A 26,552-nucleotide genomic window follows, 5' to 3' on the forward strand; every position below is an offset into this window, starting at 1 on the left:
GCAGCTGCAACTCACTGATCAGCAAAAGCGTTATCAAATTCCTATTGGATCTATGTGCAATGAACCGCAAGCTTTTGATGAGGGGCAAGGTGAAGGAGGCCTATGATCTCGGCTCCGAGCTGGAGTTCCAGTTCACCGATAACATCTCTGTGTTCGACAAGATCATACCGACAAGGATACCGTACAAGGGCGAGACGCTATGCAGGGAGGGTGTCTTCTGGTTCGAGCGCGCTGAGCGGATGGGCATAAGGAATCATTTCGTCAGATACCTCCCGCCCGCTGGTATGATTGTGAGAAAGGTCAGCATAGTATCTCCGGAGCGCATAACCCGTGAGACGAAAGGACATCTGATACCTCTGGAGTTCATATGCAGATGGTACGTTGCAGGCTCTCTCTTCGACCGGCTTGAGTCCGGAGAGATGGACCCGGAGGCTCTTGGGTTCCCACGTGGGAGAAAGGTCTCCTATGCAGAGCAGCTGCCGGAGCCGTACATAGAGGTCTCCACCAAACTGGAGAAGACCGACAGGCTTCTGAGCAGGGATGAGGCCCTTGAGCTCGCAAGGCTAAGCCCGCAGGAGTTCGAGGAGATCACAGAGACGATAATCAGGATAGACGAGGATATCAGGAGATGTGTGGAGCCCCGAGGTCTCATACACGTGGATGGGAAGAAGGAGTTCGCGTTCGATGAGAACAGGGAGATCATGGTGGTCGATGTCTACGGGACAGCAGACGAGGACAGGTTCTGGGATAAAGCTCTGTACGAGGAGGGCGAGTACGTCGATCTGAGCAAGGAGTACGTCCGGAAGTACTACAGGCAGATCGGCTACAAGGATTTGCTCTATCAGGCAAGAAGCTCGAAGATGCCAGAGCCGGAGATTCCACCCCTGCCGGATGAGATCGTGCAAAGGACGAGCGAGATTTATATCAAGCTGTACGAGAGGATCACAGGCGAGAGGTTCGTGCCCGCTGGAGCACAGTGATTCACAATTTTTTATGCCTCATGCTGTTGATTCGGCGGATCGATAATCTCGCAGAAAGATGTAGAGTTGGTTGATGGTGGTCTGGTTTGCCGGAGCTCGCCTCTCCGACGATTCCACCACATGAGCTTTTTATCAACAGCAGATAAGCTCGTATGCTGGACTCCCCCATGGGGATGCGATCACAAATTTTTATAACACCGGCGTGAACGGCGGGCGTTCAACCACCGTATTCGTATTCTCCTCGAAGACCGGAGGGGCTCTACGAGCTGCGTATTTTATCGTGGCTCCGCTCTCATCGACCCGGATGGTGCTGCCCTCCTCTGGATTGTAACGGGCATATCGCTTTATATCCTCCAGGATCTCATCTGGATCGATCTCTCCTGTGAATGGCATCACAAGCGGTCTGTAGTCCGTGGCCACCGAGCTGCCCTTTGGTATGGCGTAGGGCACATCGCCTATACCATCTCCATCGTCATCGGATCCCCTGTAGTCGCTGTAGTAATTGCCGACGGTCGTGTTCCATATGCTCTTCGTCTGATTGTCGTAGCCGCTTATCACGTTGTCCACAAAGTTGTTCCTGTAGATCAGATTGTTCCAGTTCTTGTCGAGTCTGACACCGTGCGTGTTCCTGGATATGTTGTTCCCGCAAAGCGCGTTTCTCTGGCAGTTCTCGGTTATCTCCAAACCGTTGTAGTTGTTTGATGCTGTGTTTTTGAAAACCAGGTTGTAGCTGCTGTTCGCCTGGATGCTCATGCCAACTCCGAATCCACTCACAATCTCGCTTCTCCTGTTGTTGACGAGAATGTTTCTGGAGATCGTGTTGTTGTGCGAGTCCGCAAGGAGAATTCCGTAGTAGTTCTGATCTGCGCGATTGCCCGTTGCAGAGCTGTGGTTCGTGCCCCAGAAGACCAGTCCCTCTGAGTTTCCCCTCAGGGTGTTATCAATGACATCGATATCCTCGCAGTTTCTGAAGAAGAGTCCAGCATGAGTGTTGTTTATCGCACTGCATCCACTGACCGTAAATGACCTGGAGTTCGAGGCGTTCAGCCCAGCCTTCTCACAACCGATCAGCCCGGTGTTGCCGACGATCACGTTCGAGGCTCTGATAATCAGCACGCCGGTCTTGCAGCTCTGAAATGTGGATTCATTTATCAGGAGATCATCAAGTCCCTCGGCAAAAACCCCCACCTCAGCATCCCTGACGCTCATTTTCTCCAGCGTTACGTTGCTTCCAAATACAAGAACGGCAGCGTTCGGCAGGTCCAGTCTGAGATTGCCTGTGGATTTCGCAGGGGTTGAAACTCGTGATGCACCTCCTGAAGCGCCGCCCTGGTATCGCTCCATGTAATACCTGAACTTCTCCTCAGACGGCCTCTTCACCCCTGCTATCGAAAATCCCTCAATCCTCACATTGTCGGATCGGACTGTTATCGCTGGAGACTGGACATCAGAGCGTATGAAGGCGCCATCTCCGATGAGCGTCAGCGGCCTGTCCACAACGAACGGCCTGTGCTCACCTGCCCCCAGGATCAGGACATCTCCGGGGGAGGCTGAATTTATTGCGCTCTGGACATCCTGACCTGCGTGGATCTGGACAGCCAGGGCTGGAGACGAGAGAAGTGTTAGGATTATCACGATCCTGAGAGCAGCCATCTGCTCAGTGCCTGAAGTGGCGCATCCCAGTGAACACCATGGCCATGCCATGCTCATCTGCCGCCTGGATTACCTCCTTATCCCTTATCGATCCCCCCGGATGGACGACAGCGGTCGCCCCTGCCTCGTGAACCCTGTCAAGACCATCGCGGAAGGGGAAGAACGAGTCGGTCGCTGCCACAGTGCCCCTCGTATCAAGACCGTGCTCCTCAGCCTTCTCAGCGCCGAATCTGGCAGAGTCGACCCTGCTGACCTGGCCTGAGCCTATGCCTATCGTCCGGTCTGCAGTGGTGTAAACCAGTGCGTTGGACTTTACGTACTTTGTGACCTTCCAGGCGAATCTGAGCGCTCTGTTCTCCTCCGGAGTAGGAGAGCGCTGTGTGACAACCCTCCACTCAAGGATATCCTCCCTGTCGTAATCCTGGAGCATCATTCCTCCGAATATGCTCCTGAACGCATGCCCCCTGTACAGCTCCTCCTTTCTCTGGAGCATATCCCCGATGTCCAGTATCCTGCGGTTCGGCTTGTTTCGCATCAGCAGCTCGAGCGCATCAGGCTCGTATCCGGGTGCTATGAGGACCTCGACGAAACTGTCGCCTATCGCCTCTGCGGTCGCGAGATCGACCTTCATGTTGAATCCGATCACACCGCCGAACGCCGACTTCGGGTCTGTGGCGAATGCCCATCTGTATGCCTCCTCGAGATCCCTGCCGTACGCAACGCCACATGGGTTCGCGTGCTTCACTATGACGGCGAGCGGTCTGTTTGTCGGAACCCCATCGTACTCTGATAGGTCGATGAGCATCTCCAGCACGGTCTCTGCATCCACAAAGTTGTTGTAGGACATCTCCTTGCCGTTGAGCTTGACCGCTCTGAAGAGGCCCATCCCTCCCGGCCTTGCATAGAGTGCTGCCCTCTGGTGCCAGTTCTCCCCGTATCTGAGATCCTGGACCTTCTCGAAGAGGCTGACGCTGTACCTGGGCCAGTACATGTCTGACTGGAGCGAGGAGAGCTCGGCGGCGTCGAAGGCCATGCACCTGTAAAGCGCTGAGGCGGAAGCAAGCCTTTTTACATCATCCGCGAGATTCAGGTCTCTCCTGATTGCCTCGAAGATCTCTCTGTCATCACATTCGAGAACAGCACCGCCGCCGTGGATGGCAGATCTTATCAGCAATCGTCCATTCGAGCTTGACATCACAGATTCGTCGTAGATGAGAAGTCTCCCGGACCAGTCATCGGGCGCAGAAAAAGCCGGATTCGAAAGGGTGAGGATATCCAAGCCGAGCTCCTGCAGCTCACTTGCCATCTCCTTCGCCCGTTCAGAGGCTCCGGCGGGGATCACAGCTTGCCTGAGCTTCATGGAACCTTGACGTGCAATGCAGCGACAATATTTCAAGGTTGCCCTCGAAGGCCGCTCATCACACTGATTTTAGAGGAAGTAATTTTTAATGTTATTAATTTTAATTTTATTAATACTAAATGCAGAAGGCGTCTGATTTAGTACGTAAAGTCCAACGCACTGGTTTACACCACTGCAGACCGGACGATAGGCATAGGCTCAGGCTTCAACGATCCGGACTGAGATCGTCCTGAGAGTCAGTTTTTTATCGCACTGCTGCGAAGATGCATGCGTGAAGAGTCTGGATGATGCGGTCGAGCGCCACCCTGATGGCGTGGTCCTGCACATCGATGTTCTTCCAGGGGCGTCAGAGCTGGTGATTCCAGCGGGTTTCAATGCCTGGAGGGGCAGCATCGAGATCAGGCTTACGGAGAGAGCTGATCACGGGCGGGCCAACAGACAGCTGCTGCATGAGCTGGCCAGGGCTTTCGGGCTCTCGCAGGGCGATGTGGAGATAATGAGCGGACACAGGAGCCACAGGAAGGTGGTTCTCATGAGGGGCATCGATGCCGGATCTGTTCTGGAGGCTCTCAGGAGATCGCTCGGGTGATCGGATGAGAGCGCACAGGAGGAGCTACGATCTCGAGGCGCTCGAGGAGCAGATCGAGGCCCTCCTTGATGCATCAGAGCGGGGCGCAGCTGTCATCGTCGAGGGGCCGCGCGACAGGGATGCGCTCCGCAGGATCGGCGTTCCTGGTCCGATACTGATGTCGTCCCAGAGATCGTGCCTGGAGCTTGCAGAGGAGACCGCGAGATCGTACAGCGAGATCGTGCTGATGACCGACTGGGACGCGCGAGGGGAGGAGATCGCCCACAAGATGGAGGAGTACCTCCGCCCCACTGGAGTCAGGGTCGATGTGGAGATCAGAAAGCGGCTCAAGCTTCTTGTTAGAAAGGAGATAAAGGATGTCGAGAGCCTCTGGATATTCCTGGAGAGGGCGCGGGAGAGCCAGGGTCTGTAGTGCTATTGCTTGAGCTGAGCACTGAAAGTTTGCTGCTCTCCTGAGACAGTTCTGTGCTTTGCAGGCGGGATCTCGCTCTTCGAGCATCGATTATCACGCGTGCAGATCACTGCCCCCGCGGAATGTATTTGCTCAATATCGTGAGCTTACTTGAGTTACTGATCACGTGAAGGCCGATATGGCACAGTCGTTCATACAGAAATCTGCCAAGAGGGCGATTTGCCTCAATGTGTTGAGCATGTTCCGTGGAATTCATCTGTGAGCCATCCTTTTATATCGATTGCACATACAGCAGAGCGGTGGTATGATGGTATCCATAAAAGTCGATGCGGACGCGAAGGCCAGGCTGCAGGGCGATGAGAGCCTCGAGAGGTATCCGATAGTCGCGAAGGTCACAGGCAGCGGGAAGGATGGATCTGTGGGAGTGAGGATATCGAGCGATGGGGAGCCTCTGCCCGCATCGGTGTCAGTGAATGGAGCTGTCGGCATCGATATCCGAGAGCTGTCTAGCGTTGCGGAGTCCCTGGCGAAGCTCGTCTCTTCAGGGATCAAGATAGCTGATGCTCCGGTTACCGTATCGCTTGGAGAGATACCGGTCGATCTCACCATCTCCGTGTATTCACCCAGGGAGGAGCAGGTCTTCCGGGTCGAGATAAGGGGATCTCTGGGAAAATGAGATCCTGTGTCTCTCTTGAGATCTGCAGCATCCAATCCCAGATGTTTCATGCAACATCACGTCCAGAGCTATCGACTTCTGCTGTCTCATTCAGCCATTCCAGCTCGAGGGTCGAACAGGTTCGTTACCTGCTACAGCGTCAACCGTTACGGCCTGAAGACCGGGGTCTCCGCTGCCTGTATACCAGGATCCATGAGAAATGGAGCTTCAGCCATTTCCGTATGCTGGAGGTTTTATGAGTGATATTCCGGGATGGGCGATGGTCATGCTGCTGGCAATGTCACCCATATCTGAGCTTCGCGGAGCGATACCCCTGGCAATCGCCTACGGCTATTCGCCCCTGGAGGCGTACGCGATCTCGGTCCTGGGCAATCTGATCCCTGTGGCACCTCTGCTGCTCTTTCTGGGTCCGGTATCATCCTTCCTCAAGAGGTACCCGCCCGGGGACAGGTTCTTCACCTGGCTCTTCTCAAGGACCAGAAGGAAATACATTGAGGGCAGAGAGGGAATTGGATTTGCTGCTCTGACGCTCTTTGTCGCTATCCCTCTACCAATGACCGGCGCTTGGACCGGATGCGTTCTTGCATTTCTCCTGGGATTCAGGTTCGTCCCCGCATTTCTCTCGATATCACTGGGCGTGCTCATGGCAGGCGTGGTGGTGACAGCAGCCGTCTCCGGAGCTTTCGCAATCGGACATACGGTACAGATGGTCATTTGAGGACGGCCTGCAAAAGCTGATGCGGCGCGCTCATCATCTGATCCTGTTCGCGAAGACATTCATGTATGCGTTCAGCCGGATAAATATGTGCTTCCAGAAGCCAGCCTGCGCAATCTTCACCTGCCAAACACATGAGAGCGCGTGATTGGAGATGATGCGATCGCTCTTATGTGCGTAGCAACTTGCAGAGCATGCAATGTGGTCGCTGAAAGCATTCATTTGTCGAAACGAACGCATAGCATGACCCCTGCTCCTTCGGGCAAGTTATCAAATGGATATGAGCGGATGCGATTTATTCACTCCGGCTGCTTCTCAGCCAGAGCCTGCAGCCGCATCATCCTGACGTGGATCATGCCATCAGGAGATGGATAACGCTCGATGTAGCGCCCGGCTATCTCCTGAACGAGGTCAGGGCGCAGATCTGGAGGAAGTCTCTGCAGATAAGGAAGCCATGTGGACCTTATGAACCCCTCGAGCGCATGCCGGCTGTGCACCATATCCTTTGGTATGAGCTTCACGCTCACGGTGTGGAGGCCGGCCTCCGGGATCCACCTCTCGTAATCTTCAGGGGTGTAGAAGAAGTAAGGGAATCCGAAGTCTTTGAAGTAAGAGGCAAAGCGCTCCTCCCTGATCACCTCTGATGTTATATCCAAAAGCTGAGCCGCGTTTCCCCTGCCGCCGCACTGTATGAGCATCCTGCCTCCGGGCACGAGACTCCTGCATATGCCCCTCAGGACTGAAAGATGATCCTGGATCCAGTGCAGGCATGCGAATGACACCACCATATCGAACTCCTCCTGGAAGTGGAGATCGAGTGCGTCGCCCTGCTCAAATCTGAGGTTCCTGAAAACATCAGAGGGATGCCTGCTCCTTGCGAAGGAGATCATATCTGCGGAGATGTCTATTCCGAGAACCGATCCATCAGGCACGAGCTGTGAGATGCGCGCAGTGACCTTCCCGTCCCCGCACCCGACGTCGAGTATGCGCTCGTCTCCTCTGATCCTCAGCTCGGAGAGAGCGCTCATGGCCCACTCCTGCTGGGCTGAGGAGCTCCTCTCGTACTCCTCCGGGTCCCATGTGTACATGATATGCCAGTTCAGACCAGATCCAGATAAATACACTGCGATCTGAGCTGCGGGCATGTGTGTAAAGATGGGGGTGTGAAGATCTGGTGCGGATAGCTGAGCACAGAGCTGAATATTTCGGTGCGCCATAAAGATCTCCTGAACACTCGCCTTATGGCATTAGTATTTGCTTGATATCACGAACGTACTTGAGTTACTGATCAAGTGAAGCCGCTTATGGCAAATCGTTCATCCAGAAATCTGCCAAGAGGGCCATTTACCTCAACGCATTGAGCATGTTCTGGAATTCAACACAGGATGTCGATTTCTGTGCCTGTATCTGTCTGACTCCCGGAATGGAGAGATGCTCAAAGATGCAAAAGATTTAGATAGAATGCTGGAATTAAAATATAGATTGGAGAGTGTCACAGTATTTGCTCTGCAATGAAGCAAGTTTATGATGGATCTGAGGAGGGTGGGGTGCTGCACAGCTATTTGACGTTCCGCCGTGCCCTGATGCTGGGGGCGGCTATCCTGTTCCTCAGATCCGCGATTGTTCTCTACCTGGGAGATAATGAGCACCAGCGTGTGATCGTAGATGATATAATATGGCCGGTGGTCAACGGGCTTGCTGCACTCTCTCTCTTCAGAGCTGCAAGAGCCACAAGATCACTGGATGAGAGGATGTACATCGCATGGGCGTTTTTCGCGGTTGCGCAGATGCTTTATGCCCTTGGGGACGTGCTCTGGAGCATCCTGGAGGTCGGACTTGGGGAGACGCCATTTCCGTCGGTTGCTGATGGCCCCTATCTCGCTTACTACTTCTTCTTCCTCGTAGGCATCCTTCTGCTCCCAGCCACGTACCAGAGTGCCTTCGAGCGCCTGAAGTCCATCCTGGACACAGGCATTGTGACGATATTCGCGATCATAGTATTCTGGAGCTTTCTCATCGCGCCCACGATCGCGACGCTTGAGGAATCGGATCCGCTTGCAAATGCGATTGCAGTCGCGTACCCGGTTGCAGATCTTGTTCTCACATTCTCCATCATCGCGCTCATCTTCAGAAGAATAGAGCACATAGCCCAGCGACCCATCATGCTCCTGGCGGCAAGTGCTGTCTTCATGATAGTTGCAGACTCGATGTTCATGGTCGAGGCCCTGAGGGAGACCTATGTTCCCGCAACGCTCAAGGACAGCTTCTGGCTGATCAGCTACATACTCACCGGACTTGCAGGGGTGCTCCAGGTTGAATCAGTTGGCGTGCCAGTAAAGAGATCTGCAGAGCGGCCATCACATGGGTTCACATGGCCTCTCTATCTCCCATACATCTGTGCCATCTCGGCATATGCATTTCTGATCTGGAGCATGGAGCAGGAGGATGTAAATTTGTACATCCGCCAGCACCATCTAGCCGCAGGCGTGGGGATGATAATACTGCTGATAGTGATCAGACAGGTAATCGCGATCAAGGAGAACACAATGCTTTACGCGGCTGCCCAGAAAGAGCTGCACCAGAGGATCGCATCGGAGCGTGAGAAGGAGCTTCTCATAAAAGAGCTTGAGGCCAAGACATCAGAGATGGAGAGGTTCATATACACCGTCTCCCACGACCTCAGATCACCTCTGATCACTGTCAGCGGGTTCCTCGGGTTCCTCAGGGATGATATCGAGAAGGGCGCCTGGGATAAGGTCAGAAAGGACATCGAGATACTGGAGAGCGCCGTAACGAAGATGGACAGGCTGCTCCAGGACACGCTGGAGCTCAGTCGCATCGGCCGGATGATGAACCCGCCTGAGGACGTGCCGTTCTCTGAGATCGTCAGGGAGGCGCTGGAGCAGACATCTGAGAGGATACGGTCCAGGGGAGTGACCGTGGATGTGGCGGAGGACCTGCCAGTCGTCCACGTCGACAGGATGAGAGCTGTGGAGGCGCTCGTCAATCTCATAGAGAACAGCGCCAAGTACATGGGTGATCAGAGAGAGCCGCGGATAGAGATCGGCTGCATTAGCGACGGCGAAACGGTATTCTATGTCAAAGATAACGGCATCGGGATAGATCCCAAAAACCACCAGAAGATATTCGAGCTCTTCTACAAGGTGGACAACAGATCTGAGGGCACCGGCGCCGGACTGGCCATCGTCAAAAGGATCATCGAGGTGCATGGCGGAAGGATATGGATAGAGTCAGAGCTGGGAAAGGGATGTACGGTCTTTTTCACGCTGCCGCTATCGGAAAAATCCTGAGCAGCAAGATCCCAACATGCTGCACCGCTGATCAGATGTAACGATTTGATTGGCTGCAGAGAAGTCCGAGGCAGTTAACTCCGCCGCTCTTATGTCTTCAGCAATCTGAAGGACATGCAAGCCGGTTGCTGGATGCACTCATTCACTCGCCGGTGGGGGGGGGGCGCATAGCATGACTGGTGCCTCTAAAGGTAAGTTATCACATGGATATGAGCGAACTCCGCACCTCTCTCCAAAGCATCAAAACTCGTGGCGCAGACGCCGGACAGAAGCGCTTATCTCACCCTCTCGACATCCTCGGAGCGGCATGAGGGGCACTTTGGCCCGACGCCAATTCCCTTGAACCTGTGGCCGCATGAGCGACAGACATAATCGGTAGGGAAGAACGACTCGGGGTCACCCATATCCGGAGGGCCTCCAACTGCGCACATGAAATCACCTCAAAGATATATCATCAAAAATCATTAAATATACTTTTCGGAGTCTGTCCGGTCGATGCCAGGGATGATGCTACGAGCTTTCTCCATGCAGAAGACCGGATGCAAAGCTTGATTTTGTGGACCCGGGAACATCTTTTCCTGCGAAATCGATTTAAGAGATGAGGCAGAAAACAAAGATAGATGAGCGACTTCTCCGCAAATCAGTTTCTTGAGATGGCCGGCACCCCTCCTCTGGACATAGAGATATGCGATGTGACGCTGAGGGATGGGGAACAGATGCCAGGGGTCGTGTTCAAGCCTGAGGAGAAGCTCGAGATAGCCAGGATGCTCGACGAGATCGGCGTTGAGATCATAGAGGCCGGATTTCCGGTGGTCTCAAAGAGCGAGAAGAACGCGGTGAAAGAGGTCTGCAATCTCGGCCTGAACGCGAAGATATCCGCCCTCTCCAGGTCCAGGCAGTCTGATGTCGATGCAGCCATCGATTGCGGTGTTGATATGGTGAGCGTCTTCATAGCGACATCCGATCTCCACCTCAAATACAAGCTGCACATGACATGCGCAGAGGCGATAAGGTGCGCGCTTGAGACGGTTGAGTACGCAAAGGATCATGGCTTGATAGTGAGATTCTCAGCTGAGGATGCGACACGAACGGATTTCAACACGCTCAAAAAGCTATACAAAAAAGCAGAGGAGTACCACGCTGACTATGTGAGCGTGGCCGACACGGTCGGCATAATGAACCCCAGAACGATGTACTACATGATCAGCGAGATCAGGAAGATTGTGAGCGTGCCGATATGCGTTCACTGCCACGACGATCTCGGTCTCGCGCTGGCAAACACCCTTGCCGGCGCAGAGGCCGGTGCGAAGCAGCTCCACACCACCGTCAACGGCATCGGCGAGAGGAGCGGGAACACGCCACTTGAGGAGCTGCTCGTCAACCTCCGCCTTCACTACGGCATAGACCGCTACGACCTGGGCAGGCTCAAGTCAATATCCTCTGTGGTTGAGAGGTATTCGGGCGTGCCGGTGGCAAAGAACAAGGCCGTCGTCGGGGAGAACGCATTTGCCCACGAATCCGGGATCCATGTTGCCGCGGTCCTTGAGGAGCCCAGGACCTATGAGCTCTACTCCCCTGAGATGGTGGGGGCTGAGAGGAGGATCATCATCGGGAAGCACACAGGAGCCAAGGCGCTCAAGTACATCACGAAGAAGATGGGCTATGACCTGGAGAAAAAGGATCTCTGCCTCCTTGCTGAGAAGGTGAAGACCGCGAGCGAGTTCAAGAGACCGATAACATGCGATGAGCTGAGAAGGCTGATCCTCGATCTCAACATAGAGTTTGTGTACAACGGTCCGTAATGGGAGACAATAATCACGATCTTCTGTGGCACCTCTCTGAAATCCTGGTTTTCCATCAGCGGAGAAATACATGAAGAAAGCGATGAGCAACGTTGACGTGGCTGCTATCGCGGCTGAGCTCCAGTCCCGTATTGTCGGTGGATTCTTTGGCAAGGCCTACCAGAGTTCTGGAGATGCAATCTGGCTCACGGTCCAGGCGCGCGAGGGCAGGCTCGATATAATTCTGGAGGCGGGAAGAAGGGCGCATGTCACCAGGAGAGAAAGGGTGGTGGGCAGAACGCCCCCGCAGTTCCCTGCGATGCTCCGCTCACGTCTCTCCGGCGGGAGAATCGTGAGCGTTGAGCAGCACGACTTCGATAGGGTGCTGGAGATATGTGTTGAAAGAGCAGAAGGAAGATATCGCATTGTTGTAGAACTCTTCCCGAAGGGTAACATACTGCTTCTCGATGAGGATATGAGGATCATACTCCCGCTCAGGCCGATGAGCTTCAGGGACAGGAAGCTGATCGCTGGCGAGAAGTATGCCTATCATGCCGGGGCAGAGGATCCGAGAAGGGTGTCGATCGAGAGGCTCAGGGAGATCCTGCGCGGCTCAGACACAGATCTCGTGAGAGCTCTTGTTCGCAACCTGAACATGGGCGGGACATACGGAGAGGAGGTCTGCCTCAGGGCAGGGGTGGAGAAGAATATCCCTGCAGCAGATCTATCTGAGGAGGAGATCTCAAGGGTGCATTCGGCTCTGAGAGATGTGTTCGATCTCAGGGAGATCAGGCCTCAGATAGTTTACATGGATGGGGCGCCGTTTGATGTGATCCCCTTCCCTCTTGAGGTTTACAGGGGACTCGAGTCGAGATCCTTCGAGAGGTTCAGCGATGCGCTCGATGAGTTCTTCGTGGCAGAGCCGGAGATGCCAAAACCCAGCGCTCTTGAGAGGAGGCTTGAGCTTCAGAGGGCTGCTGTCGATGAGCTCAGAGCGAGGGAGACCCAGATGGCCTCGATGGGAGATCTCATATACCAGCGGTATTCTGAGATCGACTCGATTCTGAAGGCGATAGCAGGCGCAAGGGAGAAGGGGCTCTCATACAGTGAGATCTGGGAGAGGATACGGAGCTCTGGGCAGTCTGCCATAAAATCTCTGGATTACAGCGGCGAGATGGTCGTCGAGCTTGATGGGGTCGCTCTGGAGCTGAACGCGGGTCTCACAGTGCCCCAGAACGCGGGAAGGTACTACGAGCGTGCGAAGGAGCTGGCGAAGAAGGCCGCAGGAGCAGAGGAGGCTCTCCGAAAGACGGAAGAGCTCCTCCAGCGTGGAGAGGAGCGCAGAAGGTCCCCAGTTTTGAAGCGAAGGCAGAAACCGAGATGGTTCGAGAGGTTCAGGTGGTTCTTCTCATCAGACGGATTCCTGGTCATAGGCGGCAGGGATGCGGATGGCAACGAGGAGATATACCTCAAGTACCTGGAGAAGAGGGATCTTGCGCTTCACACAGACTACCCTGGAGCGCCGCTGACGGTGATAAAGACAGAGGGGCGGGAGGTGCCGGAGCGCACCGTGCAGGAGGCAGCAGAGTTCGCTGTGAGCTACAGCAACCTCTGGAGGGAGGGCGTGGCATCGGGCGACTGTTACTTGGTCAGAGGTGAGCAGGTCACAAAGACGCCCGAGCACGGTGAGTTCCTCCGGAAGGGTGCGTTTGTAGTCCGCGGGGAGCGCAGGTATCTGAGAGATGTCCCTCTGGGGGTTGCCCTGGCGATCGCCGATGGATCCCTGATAGGCGGGCCGGTCTCTGCTGTGAGATCCAAAAGTTCGGGGGCGATCGAGCTGGAGCCAGGCGAGTACATGCCTGATGATCTCGCGAAGATGATCTACAGGCATCTCCTCGAGATCTGCGAGGACAGGAGGTACCTGAAGGCGATCGCGTCCCCTGATAAGATAGTGGCATTCCTGCCTCCCGGGGGATCCAGGATCAGGCGGTTCGATGTGAAGGAGCTCGGCGTTTAGGGAGCGTGTATCTCGTCAATCGCCTTAACCGAAAAACTTATATTCGACGAAAGCCGTAAGGATGATTGGGCAAAAGTCGGAGATTGTTTTTCCTCCCTCCTACATCCCACAACGGCTTTTGCTCGCACTTCTCTTCTTTCTCACAAGCTTCGAAGGCGCGTGATTCCAGATGCGATGTCAGATCAGCGGAGATGTGATTGGGTGTGTCGATATCTCTCCCGTACTGCTGAGCGGGGTAGGCCAGATCTGTCGTAATGCATCAACAGGTCGCATCAATCCCTCTCTTCCGTATCCTTCTCCATACAGCTTAAAATACCAGATCCGTCAATCTTCCTCTGGATGAGAGAGCTGACGTCTTTGGTGCTCGCGGCTGCGATCCTCGCAGCGTTTGCATGCGTGATTGTTCTTGGCGACAGGGCAGAATCGACATCAGTAGATGAGTACATAAGCGCCTCACGGGGTGAAGTCAAGCCTGTCTTCGACCCGAGGTTCCCAGCTGACCCCAGAAGTTCCAGAAAGCTCTGGGAGGCGAGGAAGGATTCAAGCGCAGATTCTGCAAGCGCAGATTCTGAAATGGAAGCGCCCCCTGAGAACATATCAGAAGCATCCGCTGCGCCTGTCGTTGAGGAAAAGGCGCCGGATATCTCCGGCAGGCTGAGCTTCGTGCTGAAGGACCTGACATCGAAGAGAGTGGAGCTGCAGCTCTACCGGCTTGATGATACTCTCTTCGGCCATGGCACCATATCCGAGAACAGCTCGACCCAGCGGGTATCCGCAGTAGGAGACATCAGGGGTAACGCGCTCGAGCTGGATCTCATCTCCGAATACACCATCTACAGGCTCAAGATCGATTCGAGCAAAAGCCCCATGACAGGCACCTTCACAGCATACAGAGCTGATGCATCATCGTGGCCTGGTGTGGTGTACCAGGAGGGCGCCGAAGGAGCCGGCATCGCATAAGAGGCGGTTTCTGACTTCCAGGCACCTCTGCATGCGCCGCTCTTGGCGCACATGATGCCGGTGGATCCGAGAGAGACCAGGTTCAGCCACCCACATAGATCCGAATGCAAAACCGCGCTCCTGTCATTCGTGGATCCACAGGACGAAGATAAATGGCTGCCAGCAGCGATCGCGTGCTAAAGATGCTGATTTTAAATTACGCTCTTATGTATTCAGCAACTTGGAGGTCATGCAGGCCGGTTGCTGAGTGCACTCATTCGCTCGCCAGGCCTTCGACTTCGTCGAAACTCTTCGACGCAGTCGGAGATAAGTCGAAACGGGCGAATAGCATGACTGATGCCTCTTCGGGCAAGTTATCAGATGGATAAGAGCATTAAATTATTCGTGGATCACAGGAGGATGGATGGCTGCCAGAGGTGGCAGACCACCGATCCTCAGATGCGACCGGTCTCAATAACCCTGAGAGCTGCCCTGCCCTCTGACCCATGCTTGTCATCCCCCTTTGCCTCGGAGGCCAGGCATGGGGAGTTGAAGTATGTGGTCGTCCTGAGCGCACTCCTGATCTCCTCAAGCACCGCCTCCAGCCGCGGGTCCGCCGCACATCTCTCGCTGAGCCGCTTGATGTATGCATCTGTGTCGTAGTTGAAGAACCTAAGTAGCTTCTCGCATGTATCTCCAGGTATGCGTCTGCATATCTTCCAGCTGCTCCCATCAACAAGCACATGGATCTCTGTAACGCAGCCGAGGAGGTTGTGGAAGTCCCCGAGCGTGTCCTGGTAGGCTCCCAGAAGGAATATGCCCATGTAGTAGTCCTCGCCCCTGCTGAGCTTGTGTAGCTCTATGGCCTCCTTCCCACCCGCGAAGCTCTTTATCTCGCCATCCGAATCACATGTTATGTCCGCTATGGTCCCGGATTCTGATGGCACCTCCCTGAGCCTGTGGAGGGGCATGATCGGGAAGATCTGGCCCACACCCCACATGTCCGGCACCGACTGGAAGAGCGAGAAGTTCCCTATGTACTTCTGCCCAACCAGCTTCTTCAGCTCCCTGAACTCCTCGGAGTTGTCGCCAGCCTGTCTTGCCAGGCTCACGGCCTTCTGGCAGACCATCCAGAAGAGCATCTCCCCCTTCGCGCGTTCCTCAAGCCCGATATTGCCCAGGTTGAACGAGTCGAGAAGCTCATCTCTGTAATGGAGTGCATCGTGGTAGTACTCCTTGTAGTTCTTGAGGTTGATGTTCTTGAAGGCAAAGTAGAGATCCTCTATCTGTATGGGATCCCCCTCAAGCGGGAACGCCACGAACCCATCCTTGGAGTTCTTCTTGCCGATTATCTTGAAGACCAGGAATGAGTGGTATGCAGCTATCGCCCTGCCGCTCTCCGAGACTATTGTGGGTGACGGCACGCCCTCCTCCTCGCATATCTTCTGGAGCGTGTAAACAATGTCGTTGCTGTACTCCCGGAGAGTGTAGTTCGCGCTCGAGGGCCCGGAGCTCTTCGAGCCATCGTAGTCTACACTCAGGCCGCCTCCCACGTTGAAGTACTCTATCTCCGCGACCTTTCTCACCTTCGCGTAGATCCTGGCGGCCTCGTTCATCGCGTGCTTTATTCTGTGTATATCGGTGATCTGAGATCCGATGTGGAAGTGTATCATCCTGAGGCGATCGAGCAGTCCGTTCTCCTCCAGGATCTTCAGCAGCTCCAGGCACTCGATGGTCGAGAGTCCGAACTTGGCCGACTCACCGCCGGACTCGGCCCATCTGCCGCTCCCCTTCGAGAAGAGCTTGACCCTCATGCCGAGGAGAGGCCTCACCCCCATGCTCCTGGCCAGTCTCAGTATGTTGAAGATCTCCTCGAAGAGGTCCACGACTATTATTATCCTGTGCCTGTCCGATAACATCAGGGCAAGGCGGAGGAAATCATCATCCTTGTATCCATTGCAGATGAGCAGTGAGTCCTCAGGAAGATCGAGCGTCAGCGCGGCGAGCAGCTCCGCCTTTGTGCCTATCTCCAGTCCGATGTTGATCTCCCTGCCGTAATTCAGGATGTACTCTATGACCTCCTTCCTCTGGTTCACCTTCATGGGGAATACCGGCTGATACCTTCCCTGGTAGCCGAACTCTGATATGGATCCGGCAAATGCTCTGTATATCTCCCAGATCCTGTACTCGATTATCTGGGGAAATCTGAGAAGCACCGGCAGGTTCTCTCCGGACGCCTCCAGGCTCCTGATAATGTCCATCACATCGACACAGCATTCGCTGCTCTTGTTCGGCATCACGACGACGTTGCCCTTCTCATTGACCGAGAAGTAGCCATCGCCCCAGCCGTGAATCCCATAGAGGGCGATGGAGTCGTCAACCTTCCACATCCGCGGAGCCCCCATCGCATCTGAACCTCTTGAACCAGCTGCCTGTTCTGCACCTTCCCCTCAGCCAGCCCTCAGGTGGACTGCCCCGACTGATATTGGTAATCATCTCAGATCACTCCACAACCGATACACGGAAATGTGAATGTTCATTTGAGCGTCGATGTTGAGGGTGTTCTGATATATAAAGATGTGACCTCGAAATGGGGAGGAGCTGCATGCTTCTGGTAGTGTTGCATTCTGGCTGCAGTCAGAACTGTCTAAATGTGTTTCAAGTTATGTACTAGGGATTCCCATTAACCTCCTGCTCAACGATCTGCGAATGACGTTGCATGCTTCTATCAAAAGAAGCTTTATACCAAAAAGCTGGATTGTGGGAGTCCTCACTGTAATCACAAATCTTAAGGTTGTGGGCTGGGTGCTCGCATCATTGAGATCTGCAGCATGCGGCATCGCAGTAGTTGTGAGGCATTGTGTCGATGGACATCGATTTAGTGGCAGATTGTTTGGTGATGCGAGCCCACGATCTGATCATGGTATCTACGGAGTGCAGGTTTTCGTCAGTAGTCGGTGATGCAATGCGACCTCCAAAGAAATAAATATCGGGAGCACCCATATCACCACGTGGGTCAAGTGTACAGTCAGATACCTGTGGATCAGATACTCAGCAACCTTTGGGTAATACTCTTTCTGCTTCTCTTTCTCGTGCCGATGGTTCAGAGGAACGCCCTTCAGATCGCCAGGAAGCGGCTCCTCGTGAAGCTCGGAAAGAAGAGAGGCTCGCTTGTGATCACTCTTATACACAGACAGGAGGTCATAAGCTTTCTCGGGCTGCCTCTCGCAAGGTACATAGACATCGATGACAGCGAGGAGGTCCTCAGGGCGATACGCAGCGCGCCGAAGGACGTGCCCATAGACATCATACTCCACACTCCCGGAGGGCTCGCGCTTGCTGCAACGCAGATCGCCCTGGCGCTGAAGAACCACCCTGCAAGGACGAGCGTGATAATACCACACTATGCGATGTCCGGCGGAACCCTGATCGCCCTGGCGGTGGATGAGATAATCATGGACCCGAACGCTGCTCTCGGCCCCGTGGACCCGCAGCTTGGCGACCAGACCGGGGCGTATCCGGCGACATCGATACTGAAGGTCGTTGAGAGGAAGAAGATCGACGAGATCGATGACAGGACGCTGATACTGGCTGAGGAGGCAAGAAAGGCGGTGGAGCAGATGAAGGCGCTGCTCCGCAGGATAGTGTGCTCCGGATGTGATGAGGAGACGGTCAACAGAATCATCGAGGAGATGGTCTCCGGAAAGTACACCCACGACCACCCCTTCCTTGCAGAGGACGTGAAGGCCCTCCTGGGGGATCGCGTCAGGACCGATGTTCCACAGGAGGTCTATGATCTCATGGCACTCTACAGGATGGACATAAGCAGGAGACGTCCCGGGGTAGAGTACGTGCCGATGTCTAAGGGTTAGAAGGTATCAGGCATCTCGGCCCATCACCGATCAGATCGGCTCTGCCCGCAGAGATCAACCCCTCCCTTACGAGCTTGCGGTTCTCTGGAAGCCAGTACTGGAGCAGGGCCCTCTGGATCCTCTTCTCTCTGCCTCTGGGGATGTGGACAGGCTCCATTGTGAAGGGATCGAGCCCTGTGTGATACATCGCTGTGGAGACAGTCATCGGCGTGGGCGTGAAGTCCTGGACCTGCTCAACCCTCATGTGATGGTCGCGCAGGTACTCCGCCAGCTCGATCATGTCCCTCACAGTGCATCCGGGATGGCCTGACATAAGGTACGGCACCACGTACTCCTCCATTCCGGATCTGCTCACCGAATGCTGGAATCGCTTCATGAATGCATCCAGGACCTCGACAGGAGGCTTGCGCATGCATCTCGTCACGCTCTTCGATACGTGCTCAGGCGCGATCTTCAGGTGGCCTGATATGTGCTCGCGGCAGAGCTCCTCCAGAAATAGATCTCCATACTTCTCATCTCTCACAACAAGATCGTGGCGTATTCCAGAGCTGACGAAGACATGCCTGACGCCAGGTATCTCCTTTAGCCTTCGCAGCAGTTCAAGGTATCTTCTGTGGGATATCTCGATATTATCGCACTCTGGCGTGCATATTCTTCCGCACCCTCCCCGCTCCCACAGGGCACAAACCATGCCGTACATGTCGGCTGTCGGTCCCCCCACATCCTGTATCACCCCCCTGAATCCGGGCATCTCAACCAGCCGCCGCGCCTCCTTGAGGATCGATTCTATGCTCCTGGACTGCACAATGCGCCCCTGATGGTGTGTCAGCGCGCAGAAGCTGCAGGAGCCAAAGCACCCTCTGTGGCTTGTTATGGAGAACCTGACGCTCTCCAGCGCCGGCACGGGTTTTCTGTATAAAGGATGCTCCCTTCTGCTGTATGGCAGCTCGTATATCCTGTCGAGCTCCTCTGTTTTTAACGGCCTCGCGGGCGGGTTCTGGACTATGACCGTCTTTGGGTGGGGCTGCACAACGGCTCTGCCCCTGAACGGATCCTGCTCCATGTAGTGGAGCCTGAACGCCTCTGCGTACTTTCTCTTGTCAGAGGAGACCTCATCAAAAGACGGTATAACCGTGTACTCCTCATGCCTGGAGCTCTTCCACTCCTTAACGCTAATCCTGAAGACCGTGCCCTTAACATCTCTGATCTCGTCGATCTTCTCCCCATTATTCAGCCTAGATGCCACCTCCACCACGGCCAGCTCTCCCATACCGAAGATGAGGAGATCTGCGGGCGCGTCTGCGAGGATAGATCTCCTCACAGAGTCCGACCAGTAGTCGTAATGCGCAAACCTCCGGAGGCTGGCCTCGATGCCGCCGAGCACTATCGGTTTCCGAGGGAATATCGAGTGAAGCCTGTCAGCGTAAACCAGAGTCGCTCGATCCGGCCTCCTGATCTCTCCCCCCGGAGAGTACACGTCGCTGCTTCTCCTCTTCAGATTTGGAGTGAAGGCATTGACCATCGAGTCAACGTTTCCAGCGGTCACTCCGAAGAAGAGCCTCGGCTCTCCGAGGCGCTTGAAATCATCTGCCCTCCTCCAGTCGGGCTGCGGGATGATGCCCACCGTGAAACCGTGATCCCACAGAACCCTGCCGATGAGAGCTGCTCCGAAGGATGGATGATCCACATATGCATCGCCCGTGACAACAATCACATCGAGCTGATCTTCACCAAGCTCCTTCATCTCCTTCCTGGAGATCGGCAGGTAAACTGGCTGCTCCGGCATCACATACCAGAGCGTCAGCCGGGCTTAAAAAGGTGGGCCATAACCTGCTGTGTTGAATAATTGAGACCTGAAGGGTCGATAGCTATATATTTTTACTATAATTGTAATTTGTATGATTTAGTTCTTTGCTATCGGATCCTCAAACATTATTCAACACAGCACCATAACCGCGCTCGCGTCATTGAGATCGACAGCATTTGACCCTGATTTTCATGATCTGTTATGCCACTCAATGTCGATACCTAACATGCTGTTCAGTGGTTCGAGTCCACGACCACAGTTTCTTTCATGATCCTACAGAGCCCCATGAATCACACTGTCTCCTGATTTGAAAATGCTCCCGTTATATTTTGGTCATTCCTACACAAATCTTATATATGATGTACTAATTTAGTCATCAAAGTACATTAATCTACAAAGGTGATCCTGTTGAACTATCTGACGAGGCTGATTGAGGGGCAGAATCTCACCATGGAGGAGTCTGGGTCTCTCCTGAGCGCGTTTTTCGATGGCGCCACGGACGCACAGATCGCCTCGGCTCTCACGGCTCTCAGGATGAAGGGCGAGACCGCCGAGGAGCTCGCTGGCATGGCGAAGAGGATGCGCGAGTCCGCGATTCGAATACAACCCAAAGTCTCTGGGACGCTGGTTGATACATGCGGGACAGGCGGGGACAGCATGAACACGATAAATGTGAGCACAGCGGCCGCGATAGTTGCAGCCGCATGCGGCGTGCCGATCGCGAAGCACGGCAACTACGCTGTGAGCTCGCGATGTGGAAGCGCCAACGTCCTCGAGGCTCTGGGTGTCAACATCTCCTCCCCTCCGGAGGTGGTGGAGAGCATCATAGAGTCTGTCGGGATGGGATTCATGCTCGCCCCGCTCTTCCATCCAGCGATGAAGCGTGTCGCGCACATCAGAAGGGAGATGGGGATCAGGACTGTTTTCAACATTCTGGGGCCCCTCACAAACCCGGCTGGAGCAGAGGCTCAGGTCGTGGGAGTCTACTCTCCAGCGCTCTGCGAGAAGATCGCAAACGTCCTGAAACTCCTCGGAACGAGACGGGCAATGGTTGTGCACGGCAGCGGTCTCGATGAGATATCCAACACTGGCACCACCTTCGTCTCAGAGCTCTGCGAGGGGGCTGTGAGAAACTATGTTATAGATCCCAGGGATCTCGGATACCCGCTTGCAGACCTGAAGGATATCGCCGGAGGGACTCCTGAGGAGAATGCAGAGCGTCTTGTGAGGGTGCTCAAGGGCGAGAAGAGCAGAGCGAGGGATCTGGTGGCGATGAATGCAGGCGCAGCTGTGTACATCTCAGGAATGGCATCCACCCTCAGAGAGGGGTGTGCGATTGCAGAGTGCGCCATAAGCTCCGGGAGCGCGCTGGAGGCCCTGAAGACCCTGGTCGAGGAGAATGGGGATCCTGCAAGGCTCAGGAGATTCCTGTGAGCCGTCCGGAATTCCTCGGTGATCTTCAATGACCAGGGTCAAGATCTGCGGGCTCACGGATGAGGATGAGCTGAGATGCGCGCTGAAAGCAGGCGCAGATGCTGTCGGATTCATAGTGGAGATAGAGCGGTCGAGGCATCGCCTCTCTGTGGATGAGGCCAGGGATCTGATAGAGATGGTTCCGCCGTTCACAGCAAGTGTCGCTGTGATCGAGCCGGATTGCGTGGAGGATGCTCTCCGGCTCGCCGGATGTCTTGAGAGCGACGCGCTTCAGATCCATGGTGGCATCTCTCTGGAGGAGATCGGGGAGATCAGAAGACGTGTTCCTCAGAGGATAATCGTCGCAGTGCCTCCCGGATCCGAAAGAGCGTTGGAGATGAGCAGGGTTGCTGATGCTGTTCTCGTCGACACGCCAGTCTCCGGCGGTCTGGGAGGGTCCGGCAGGACGCACGACTGGTCTGTGACAGCGAGAATGAGATCGATGCTTCGCACTCCTCTGATACTGGCAGGCGGTCTGAGGCCGGAAAACATCGTTGACGCGATCGATGCGGTGAAACCGTATGCTGTTGATGTCTCCAGCGGCGTCGAGACGAATGGAAGAAAGGACCCGGCGAAGATCGAGGAGTTCGTGAGGAGGGTGAGATCCTGCCAGTGACATATCCTGTTCTCATCGACGTAACAGACAAGATAAGCGTGGATGCGCCGCTCTCGCTCTACCTATCCCTGAGAGATCGACGGTATCCATACCTCCTGGAATCTGTTGAGAAATCGGGCCAGAGGGCCAGGTTCTCGTTCGTCGGCGCAGATCCATCCGCGGTTGTGAGATTGAAGAACAGGGAGATAGAGGTCGAGGTCTTCAACGGCGGGGAAGAGTTCCTGAGCCGGAGGCTATCACGATGTGCGGAGATCGAGGAGTCCAACCACAGGATAAGAGGATGGGTGCTTCCAGAGTTCGATATGTTCGACGCTCTCAGAGCTGCAGTACCGTGCCCGAGATCTGATGAGAGGAACTTCTTCGGCAGGCAGGTGTTCCTCGGCGGCGGCATCGGATACATCGCATATGATATGATCAAAGAACGTCTCGGGAAGGTCTCGACATCAGAAACTCCTGATGCGCAGTTCGCAATAGTAGAGAGCACCTTTATCTTCGATCATCTCATGAGGAGGGTATACTTCGCGGTAGTTCCAATGCTCCCCGGCGCGAAGACGGATCTGATCGAAAGGATCGAGGGCGTTGACGAGTATCCGGAGAATTCTGAGCTCCGCGGGAGGGTTATACGCTCCGGTGATCCCGCGGAGTACATCGAGGCTGTTGTGGCCGCAAAGAAGCACATAATCGATGGCGACATATTCCAGGTGGTGCTAGCCCGGTCGACAGAAGTCGAATGCAGGGATACCATAGCGCTCTACAGAAACCTCAGGAGGATAAATCCCAGCCCGTACACGTACCTCTTCGAGTTCGGGGATCTCGGAATCGTGGGCGCATCTCCTGAGACTCTATTTAACACATACGCTGGAACCCTCAGGGTCAACCCGATCGCGGGAACGTGTCCCAGGGGGAGAACCCCCGAGGAGGATGAGGCCCTGGCGAGGGCGATGCTGAACGACGAGAAGGAGAGGGCCGAGCATGTGATGCTCGTGGATCTAGGAAGGAATGACGTCAGGAGTGTGTGCAGGGCTGGAAGTGTGAGGGTCGAGGACTTCATGTCTGTTTTGAGATACTCCCATGTCCAGCACATAGAGACCACGGTCTCGGGATTGCTGAGAGATGAGTGCGACCAGTTCGATGCTGCACGTGCAGTATTTCCAGCAGGAACTCTCTCAGGTGCGCCGAAGATGAGAGCCATGGAGATCATCGATGATCTGGAGAAAGAGCCGCGTGGCATCTACGGCGGAGGTATAGGATACTTCTCGGCTGACGGCAGCGCAGACTTCGCGATAGCCATAAGGAGCATCATCCTGAAGGATGGCATCGCGAGGATACAGGCTGGCGCTGGAATAGTCGCAGACTCAGAGCCGGAGAGGGAGCTGGCGGAGACGGAGAGAAAGATGGGCGCGATGAAGCGGGCGCTGGGGGTGATCGATTGAGCCGGACGATCCTCTTCGTGGACAACCAGGACTCGTTCGTATGGAACCTGGTGGACTACGTATCGCAGCTCTACCCTGATACGCTGGTCGTACCGAACCGGATATCTCTGAGGGATGTGAGGGATATAGACCCGGCGGGCATCGTGATATCCCCGGGCCCAGGGCATCCGGCGAACCCGAGGGATACAGGGAACTGCATCGAGATAATAAGATCGTTCGGATCATCAGGCGTGCCAGTACTCGGCGTCTGTCTAGGCCATCAGGCGATCAACATCGCATTTGGAGGAAGCATATCCCACACAAGGCCTTTACATGGGAAGGTCTCCAGGATAATCCACGATGGTCAGGGTGTGTTCAGAGGCATCGAGTCTCCCATAATCGGAGGGAGATACCACTCCCTGGCGGTGAAGACTCTGGCGCCTGATCTTGTGATATCTGCGGTGAGCGATGATGGGGTGGTGATGGCGATAAGGCACCGGAACCTCAGGATAGAGGGGCTCCAGTTCCATCCGGAGTCTGTTCTCACACCATGCGGAATGAAGATCATATCGAACTGGGTGGAGGTGGTGGAGGATGCATCCGCTAATAGAGGGAATACTGAGCGCGACAGAGCTCCGAATGGCTGGAGTGAAACAGTCGTTTGATAGCCTGGAATCCAGGGATCTCATAGGCTCCGCCATGTCTGCGAGACGGAAAGGCCTGATACCTGTGATAGCAGAGATAAAGCCGCGGGCGATATCCAGGCCCCTCAGAGCTGGCGAGGCAGGTGAGATTGCGAGGCTCTACGAGAGCATGGGCGCATGCGGCATCTCAGTTCTCACAGAGCCCACTTACTTCCTCGGCTCGATATCATCCCTGGAGGAGGCCAGAACCTCCACATCCATTCCGGTTCTCAGGAAGGATTTCATCATAGACAGAAAACAGATCCGCGAGGCTGAGGCGGATCTGGTGCTGCTGATCGCGTCCATAGCAGATATCGAGGAGCTCATAGAGGATGTCAGGGCAGCCGGAATGGAGCCTCTGGTGGAGGTTCATGATGAGGAGGAGCTTGATAGAGCCGCGGATGCCGGCGCCCTGGTGGTTGGAATAAACAACAGGGATCTCAGAACTCTCGAGGTTGATCTGAGAAGGTTCGAGTCCCTCGGTCCTCTTGCGAGGGATCTCGGCCTCTTCACGGTCGCCGAGAGCGGGGTGAGATCGAGAGATGATGCGATGAGAATGATGAGCGCAGGTGCTGATGCTCTGCTCATCGGGACCTCGATAATGAAAAACCCCGCTCTGCTTGGGGAGATAACTGGAATCGATATCAAGGGCGGACAGGCAATCTGATGTTCGCTCTTATCCATGATGACCTGCCCGTAGAGGCGCCGGTACTGCTATGCGCGCCCTGCGGATGAGTTGCGACCGGCAACCAGATCTCATGTACAATCTGCTGATGCGAAATGCCTTTGTGACGGCTGAGCGTTCCAGGGAGGGCATGGCCAAAGGATTTTTAAACGCAGCTGGTGCGTAGTGAGAGGCCATGCGAAGCTCGCCCAGACTTGTGATCGTTGGAGGCGGAATAGCTGGAGCGGAGCTCATCAGGCTGCTGGCCAATACAGGCTTTGAGATATCGCTCATAGAGCCGAAGCACCAGATCGAGTGCCAGGCTCTCTACCCCGACTATCTCGCGGGTCTGGTCGGCATCGACGATATGATCGCCCCGCTGGACGATTTCTGCGAGCGCTCCGGCGCCATTCACATCAGCGAGCGCGCGCTTGATCTCGACGATGGGGCTGTTGTCTGCCAGAGATCGCGAGTTGAATATGATATTCTGGTTATCGCAGTGGGGGCTGAGCAGAACTTTTACGGCGTGAAGGGCTCGGAGAATGCGTTTTCTGTGAACACATTTGAGGGAACGCTGCATGCCAGAGAGTTCATAGAGCGCGAGAGCCCGGACAGGATAATGGTCGTCGGCTCCGGCCTCACCGGCGTGGAGGTCGCATCAGTCCTCGCCGATTCCCTGGAGTCCAGCATATACATAGTGGAGATGCAGGACCGGATACTCCCACAGTTCCCTGAGAGGATCTCCAGACTGGTGGAGAGGATGCTCTTTGAGAGGGGTGTGAGCATGCTCACATCCACTCAGGTCTCTGAGATACAGAGGGACAGCATAACATTCGCGGATGGCACAACACTGGACTGCGACATGACCATATGGACGACGGGCATAAAGCCGACGCAGTTCGCGGAGAATCTCAGGCTCCCTAAGAAGCGTGGCTGGCTTCTGACAGACCCGTATCTGCGCGCCCAGGACGATGTCTTCGCGATAGGGGACTGCGCCTGGGTCGAGATCGACCAGAAGCTCGCGACCAAGACAGGCATCGAGGCTGAGAGGCAGGCGAAGCACATGGCAGAGAACCTGAAAAGGATGATCCGGAGGAGGCCGCTGACACAGTACTCGATACTCGCATGCACCGAGAACCCTGTTGCACTCATCTCAACAGGCTGCGGCAGGGCCGTGGGAGTATACGGGAGAACCTGCATAACAATTCCCGCAAGGCTTCTGAGAGCCGTGAAGATATGGATTGATAAATCGATAGTCAGCAGATACAGGTGACACAGCCTGTCTCGAACAGCTCAATGGCTCTGCTGCGACCGCCACGAACAGGATGCTGGAGAAGTCTGGACAGACTGATCGCGGCGTTCAGCGATACGATCGCGCGTCGGGTTCTCGAGAGCGTTCACTTGCGAACTGAATACAGACTGAGCGTGGCGCTAAGCGATACGATTGCGCGACCTGAAAATGGCGCCCGCCTGAGAACATCTGAAGTGCGGTGCTGATTCTTGCGCACATCCGGCAAATTATGAGCATATCCAGAAATGCTTTTAAATCCTCCCGCCATTCTCATTCGATCTGGGGGAAACATGGGGTGAAT

The 26,552-nt window shown here is 55.0% G+C and carries 22 protein-coding genes; 16 read left to right on the forward strand and 6 right to left on the reverse strand.

Going from position 1 to position 26,552, the window contains the following annotated elements:
* The first annotated feature begins 59 nt into the window (after positions 1–59).
* Complete coding sequence (locus tag QHG98_03095) at positions 60–980, forward strand: phosphoribosylaminoimidazolesuccinocarboxamide synthase (protein MDH7596715.1); 921 nt, start codon at positions 60–62, stop codon at positions 978–980.
* A 189-nt stretch (positions 981–1,169) separates the two neighbouring features.
* Here QHG98_03095 and QHG98_03100 read toward each other — a convergent pair whose 3' ends face one another.
* On the reverse strand, positions 1,170–2,690 hold the full coding sequence (locus QHG98_03100) for a NosD domain-containing protein (protein MDH7596716.1): 1,521 nt from the start codon (positions 2,688–2,690) through the stop codon (positions 1,170–1,172).
* Positions 2,638–3,993, reverse strand: coding sequence for a phosphoribosylaminoimidazolecarboxamide formyltransferase (locus QHG98_03105; GenBank protein ID MDH7596717.1), 1,356 nt, complete (start codon positions 3,991–3,993; stop codon positions 2,638–2,640). The genes QHG98_03100 and QHG98_03105 overlap by 53 nt, the downstream gene beginning before the upstream one ends.
* Before the next feature lie 271 nt (positions 3,994–4,264).
* On the opposite strand from QHG98_03105, the gene QHG98_03110 reads away from it, so the two are divergent.
* The 4 genes from QHG98_03110 (at position 4,265) to QHG98_03125 (ending at position 6,388) form a co-directional block, all read left to right on the forward strand.
* The gene (locus QHG98_03110) at positions 4,265–4,582 is read left to right on the forward strand and encodes a DUF167 domain-containing protein (GenBank protein MDH7596718.1); all 318 of its coding nucleotides are present in this window, start codon (positions 4,265–4,267) and stop codon (positions 4,580–4,582) included.
* A 4-nt stretch (positions 4,583–4,586) separates the two neighbouring features.
* Positions 4,587–4,994: a toprim domain-containing protein gene (locus QHG98_03115; protein MDH7596719.1), complete on the forward strand. Its 408-nt coding sequence runs from the start codon at positions 4,587–4,589 to the stop codon at positions 4,992–4,994.
* Positions 4,995–5,301: 307 nt separating this feature from the next.
* The gene (locus QHG98_03120) at positions 5,302–5,670 is read left to right on the forward strand and encodes a hypothetical protein (GenBank protein MDH7596720.1); all 369 of its coding nucleotides are present in this window, start codon (positions 5,302–5,304) and stop codon (positions 5,668–5,670) included.
* A 235-nt stretch (positions 5,671–5,905) separates the two neighbouring features.
* Complete coding sequence (locus QHG98_03125) at positions 5,906–6,388, forward strand: small multi-drug export protein (protein MDH7596721.1); 483 nt, start codon at positions 5,906–5,908, stop codon at positions 6,386–6,388.
* A 296-nt stretch (positions 6,389–6,684) separates the two neighbouring features.
* Here QHG98_03125 and QHG98_03130 read toward each other — a convergent pair whose 3' ends face one another.
* Entirely contained in the window at positions 6,685–7,473 is a 789-nt protein-coding gene (locus QHG98_03130) for a methyltransferase domain-containing protein (protein MDH7596722.1), read from the reverse strand.
* A gap of 423 nt (positions 7,474–7,896) precedes the next feature.
* Here QHG98_03130 and QHG98_03135 point away from each other — a divergent pair, with 423 nt between their 5' ends.
* Positions 7,897–9,696, forward strand: coding sequence for a HAMP domain-containing sensor histidine kinase (locus QHG98_03135; protein ID MDH7596723.1), 1,800 nt, complete (start codon positions 7,897–7,899; stop codon positions 9,694–9,696).
* 275 nt (positions 9,697–9,971) lie between these two features.
* Here QHG98_03135 and QHG98_03140 read toward each other — a convergent pair whose 3' ends face one another.
* Entirely contained in the window at positions 9,972–10,127 is a 156-nt protein-coding gene (locus tag QHG98_03140) for a hypothetical protein (protein MDH7596724.1), read from the reverse strand.
* A 189-nt stretch (positions 10,128–10,316) separates the two neighbouring features.
* On the opposite strand from QHG98_03140, the gene QHG98_03145 reads away from it, so the two are divergent.
* The 3 genes from QHG98_03145 (at position 10,317) to QHG98_03155 (ending at position 14,454) form a co-directional block, all read left to right on the forward strand.
* Positions 10,317–11,498, forward strand: a complete 1,182-nt coding sequence (locus QHG98_03145) for a homocitrate synthase family protein (protein MDH7596725.1) — start codon at positions 10,317–10,319, stop codon at positions 11,496–11,498.
* 70 nt (positions 11,499–11,568) lie between these two features.
* The gene (gene rqcH / locus QHG98_03150; protein MDH7596726.1) at positions 11,569–13,494 is read left to right on the forward strand and encodes a ribosome rescue protein RqcH; all 1,926 of its coding nucleotides are present in this window, start codon (positions 11,569–11,571) and stop codon (positions 13,492–13,494) included.
* 339 nt (positions 13,495–13,833) lie between these two features.
* Complete coding sequence (locus QHG98_03155) at positions 13,834–14,454, forward strand: hypothetical protein (GenBank protein ID MDH7596727.1); 621 nt, start codon at positions 13,834–13,836, stop codon at positions 14,452–14,454.
* Positions 14,455–14,888: 434 nt separating this feature from the next.
* Here QHG98_03155 and speA read toward each other — a convergent pair whose 3' ends face one another.
* Positions 14,889–16,838 carry a biosynthetic arginine decarboxylase gene (gene speA / locus QHG98_03160; GenBank protein ID MDH7596728.1) on the reverse strand — a complete coding sequence of 650 codons (1,950 nt, stop codon included), beginning with the start codon at positions 16,836–16,838 and terminating at the stop codon, positions 14,889–14,891.
* Positions 16,839–17,444: 606 nt separating this feature from the next.
* Here speA and QHG98_03165 point away from each other — a divergent pair.
* Entirely contained in the window at positions 17,445–18,305 is an 861-nt protein-coding gene (locus tag QHG98_03165; protein ID MDH7596729.1) for a hypothetical protein, read from the forward strand.
* Here QHG98_03165 and QHG98_03170 read toward each other — a convergent pair.
* Positions 18,295–20,091, reverse strand: coding sequence for a YgiQ family radical SAM protein (locus QHG98_03170; protein MDH7596730.1), 1,797 nt, complete (start codon positions 20,089–20,091; stop codon positions 18,295–18,297). The genes QHG98_03165 and QHG98_03170 overlap by 11 nt on opposite strands.
* A gap of 420 nt (positions 20,092–20,511) precedes the next feature.
* Between QHG98_03170 and trpD the strand changes: the two genes are divergently transcribed.
* From trpD to QHG98_03200, 6 genes are all read left to right on the forward strand, one after another.
* Positions 20,512–21,546: an anthranilate phosphoribosyltransferase gene (trpD, locus tag QHG98_03175; GenBank protein MDH7596731.1), complete on the forward strand. Its 1,035-nt coding sequence runs from the start codon at positions 20,512–20,514 to the stop codon at positions 21,544–21,546.
* Between the two features lie 28 nt (positions 21,547–21,574).
* Positions 21,575–22,201, forward strand: a complete 627-nt coding sequence (locus tag QHG98_03180; GenBank protein MDH7596732.1) for a phosphoribosylanthranilate isomerase — start codon at positions 21,575–21,577, stop codon at positions 22,199–22,201.
* A complete protein-coding gene (gene trpE, locus QHG98_03185; protein MDH7596733.1) occupies positions 22,198–23,634 on the forward strand; it encodes an anthranilate synthase component I in 1,437 nt (478 codons plus the stop codon). Before QHG98_03180 ends, trpE begins: the two co-directional genes overlap by 4 nt.
* The gene (locus QHG98_03190; GenBank protein ID MDH7596734.1) at positions 23,631–24,278 is read left to right on the forward strand and encodes an aminodeoxychorismate/anthranilate synthase component II; all 648 of its coding nucleotides are present in this window, start codon (positions 23,631–23,633) and stop codon (positions 24,276–24,278) included. Before trpE ends, QHG98_03190 begins: the two co-directional genes overlap by 4 nt.
* Positions 24,208–24,963 (forward strand): indole-3-glycerol-phosphate synthase, encoded by a 756-nt coding sequence (locus tag QHG98_03195; protein ID MDH7596735.1) that lies wholly within the window; start codon positions 24,208–24,210, stop codon positions 24,961–24,963. The genes QHG98_03190 and QHG98_03195 overlap by 71 nt, the downstream gene beginning before the upstream one ends.
* Before the next feature lie 193 nt (positions 24,964–25,156).
* Positions 25,157–26,233 carry an FAD-dependent oxidoreductase gene (locus tag QHG98_03200; GenBank protein ID MDH7596736.1) on the forward strand — a complete coding sequence of 359 codons (1,077 nt, stop codon included), beginning with the start codon at positions 25,157–25,159 and terminating at the stop codon, positions 26,231–26,233.
* Positions 26,234–26,552: the final 319 nt, after the last annotated feature.

The sequence above is a fragment of the Methanothrix sp. genome (assembly GCA_029907715.1).
Lineage (GTDB): Archaea > Halobacteriota > Methanosarcinia > Methanotrichales > Methanotrichaceae > Methanothrix_B.

Bases quoted from the DNA above. Each gene is read 5' to 3' on its own strand.
- QHG98_03170 (MDH7596730.1), bottom strand. From the start codon at position 20,091: ATGCCGGAGCAGCCAGTTTACCTGCCGATCTCCAGGAAGGAGATGAAG.
- QHG98_03180 (MDH7596732.1), top strand. From the start codon at position 21,575: ATGACCAGGGTCAAGATCTGCGGGCTCACGGATGAGGATGAGCTGAGA.
- rqcH (MDH7596726.1), top strand. From the start codon at position 11,569: ATGAAGAAAGCGATGAGCAACGTTGACGTGGCTGCTATCGCGGCTGAG.
- QHG98_03200 (MDH7596736.1), top strand. From the start codon at position 25,157: ATGCGAAGCTCGCCCAGACTTGTGATCGTTGGAGGCGGAATAGCTGGA.
- QHG98_03155 (MDH7596727.1), top strand. From the start codon at position 13,834: ATGAGAGAGCTGACGTCTTTGGTGCTCGCGGCTGCGATCCTCGCAGCG.
- QHG98_03135 (MDH7596723.1), top strand. From the start codon at position 7,897: ATGAAGCAAGTTTATGATGGATCTGAGGAGGGTGGGGTGCTGCACAGC.
- QHG98_03125 (MDH7596721.1), top strand. From the start codon at position 5,906: ATGAGTGATATTCCGGGATGGGCGATGGTCATGCTGCTGGCAATGTCA.
- QHG98_03130 (MDH7596722.1), bottom strand. From the start codon at position 7,473: ATGTACACATGGGACCCGGAGGAGTACGAGAGGAGCTCCTCAGCCCAG.
- QHG98_03095 (MDH7596715.1), top strand. From the start codon at position 60: ATGAACCGCAAGCTTTTGATGAGGGGCAAGGTGAAGGAGGCCTATGAT.
- QHG98_03140 (MDH7596724.1), bottom strand. From the start codon at position 10,127: ATGTGCGCAGTTGGAGGCCCTCCGGATATGGGTGACCCCGAGTCGTTC.
- QHG98_03115 (MDH7596719.1), top strand. From the start codon at position 4,587: ATGAGAGCGCACAGGAGGAGCTACGATCTCGAGGCGCTCGAGGAGCAG.
- QHG98_03100 (MDH7596716.1), bottom strand. From the start codon at position 2,690: ATGAGCATGGCATGGCCATGGTGTTCACTGGGATGCGCCACTTCAGGC.
- QHG98_03120 (MDH7596720.1), top strand. From the start codon at position 5,302: ATGGTATCCATAAAAGTCGATGCGGACGCGAAGGCCAGGCTGCAGGGC.
- QHG98_03105 (MDH7596717.1), bottom strand. From the start codon at position 3,993: ATGAAGCTCAGGCAAGCTGTGATCCCCGCCGGAGCCTCTGAACGGGCG.
- QHG98_03145 (MDH7596725.1), top strand. From the start codon at position 10,317: ATGAGCGACTTCTCCGCAAATCAGTTTCTTGAGATGGCCGGCACCCCT.
- QHG98_03195 (MDH7596735.1), top strand. From the start codon at position 24,208: ATGCATCCGCTAATAGAGGGAATACTGAGCGCGACAGAGCTCCGAATG.
- speA (MDH7596728.1), bottom strand. From the start codon at position 16,838: ATGGGGGCTCCGCGGATGTGGAAGGTTGACGACTCCATCGCCCTCTAT.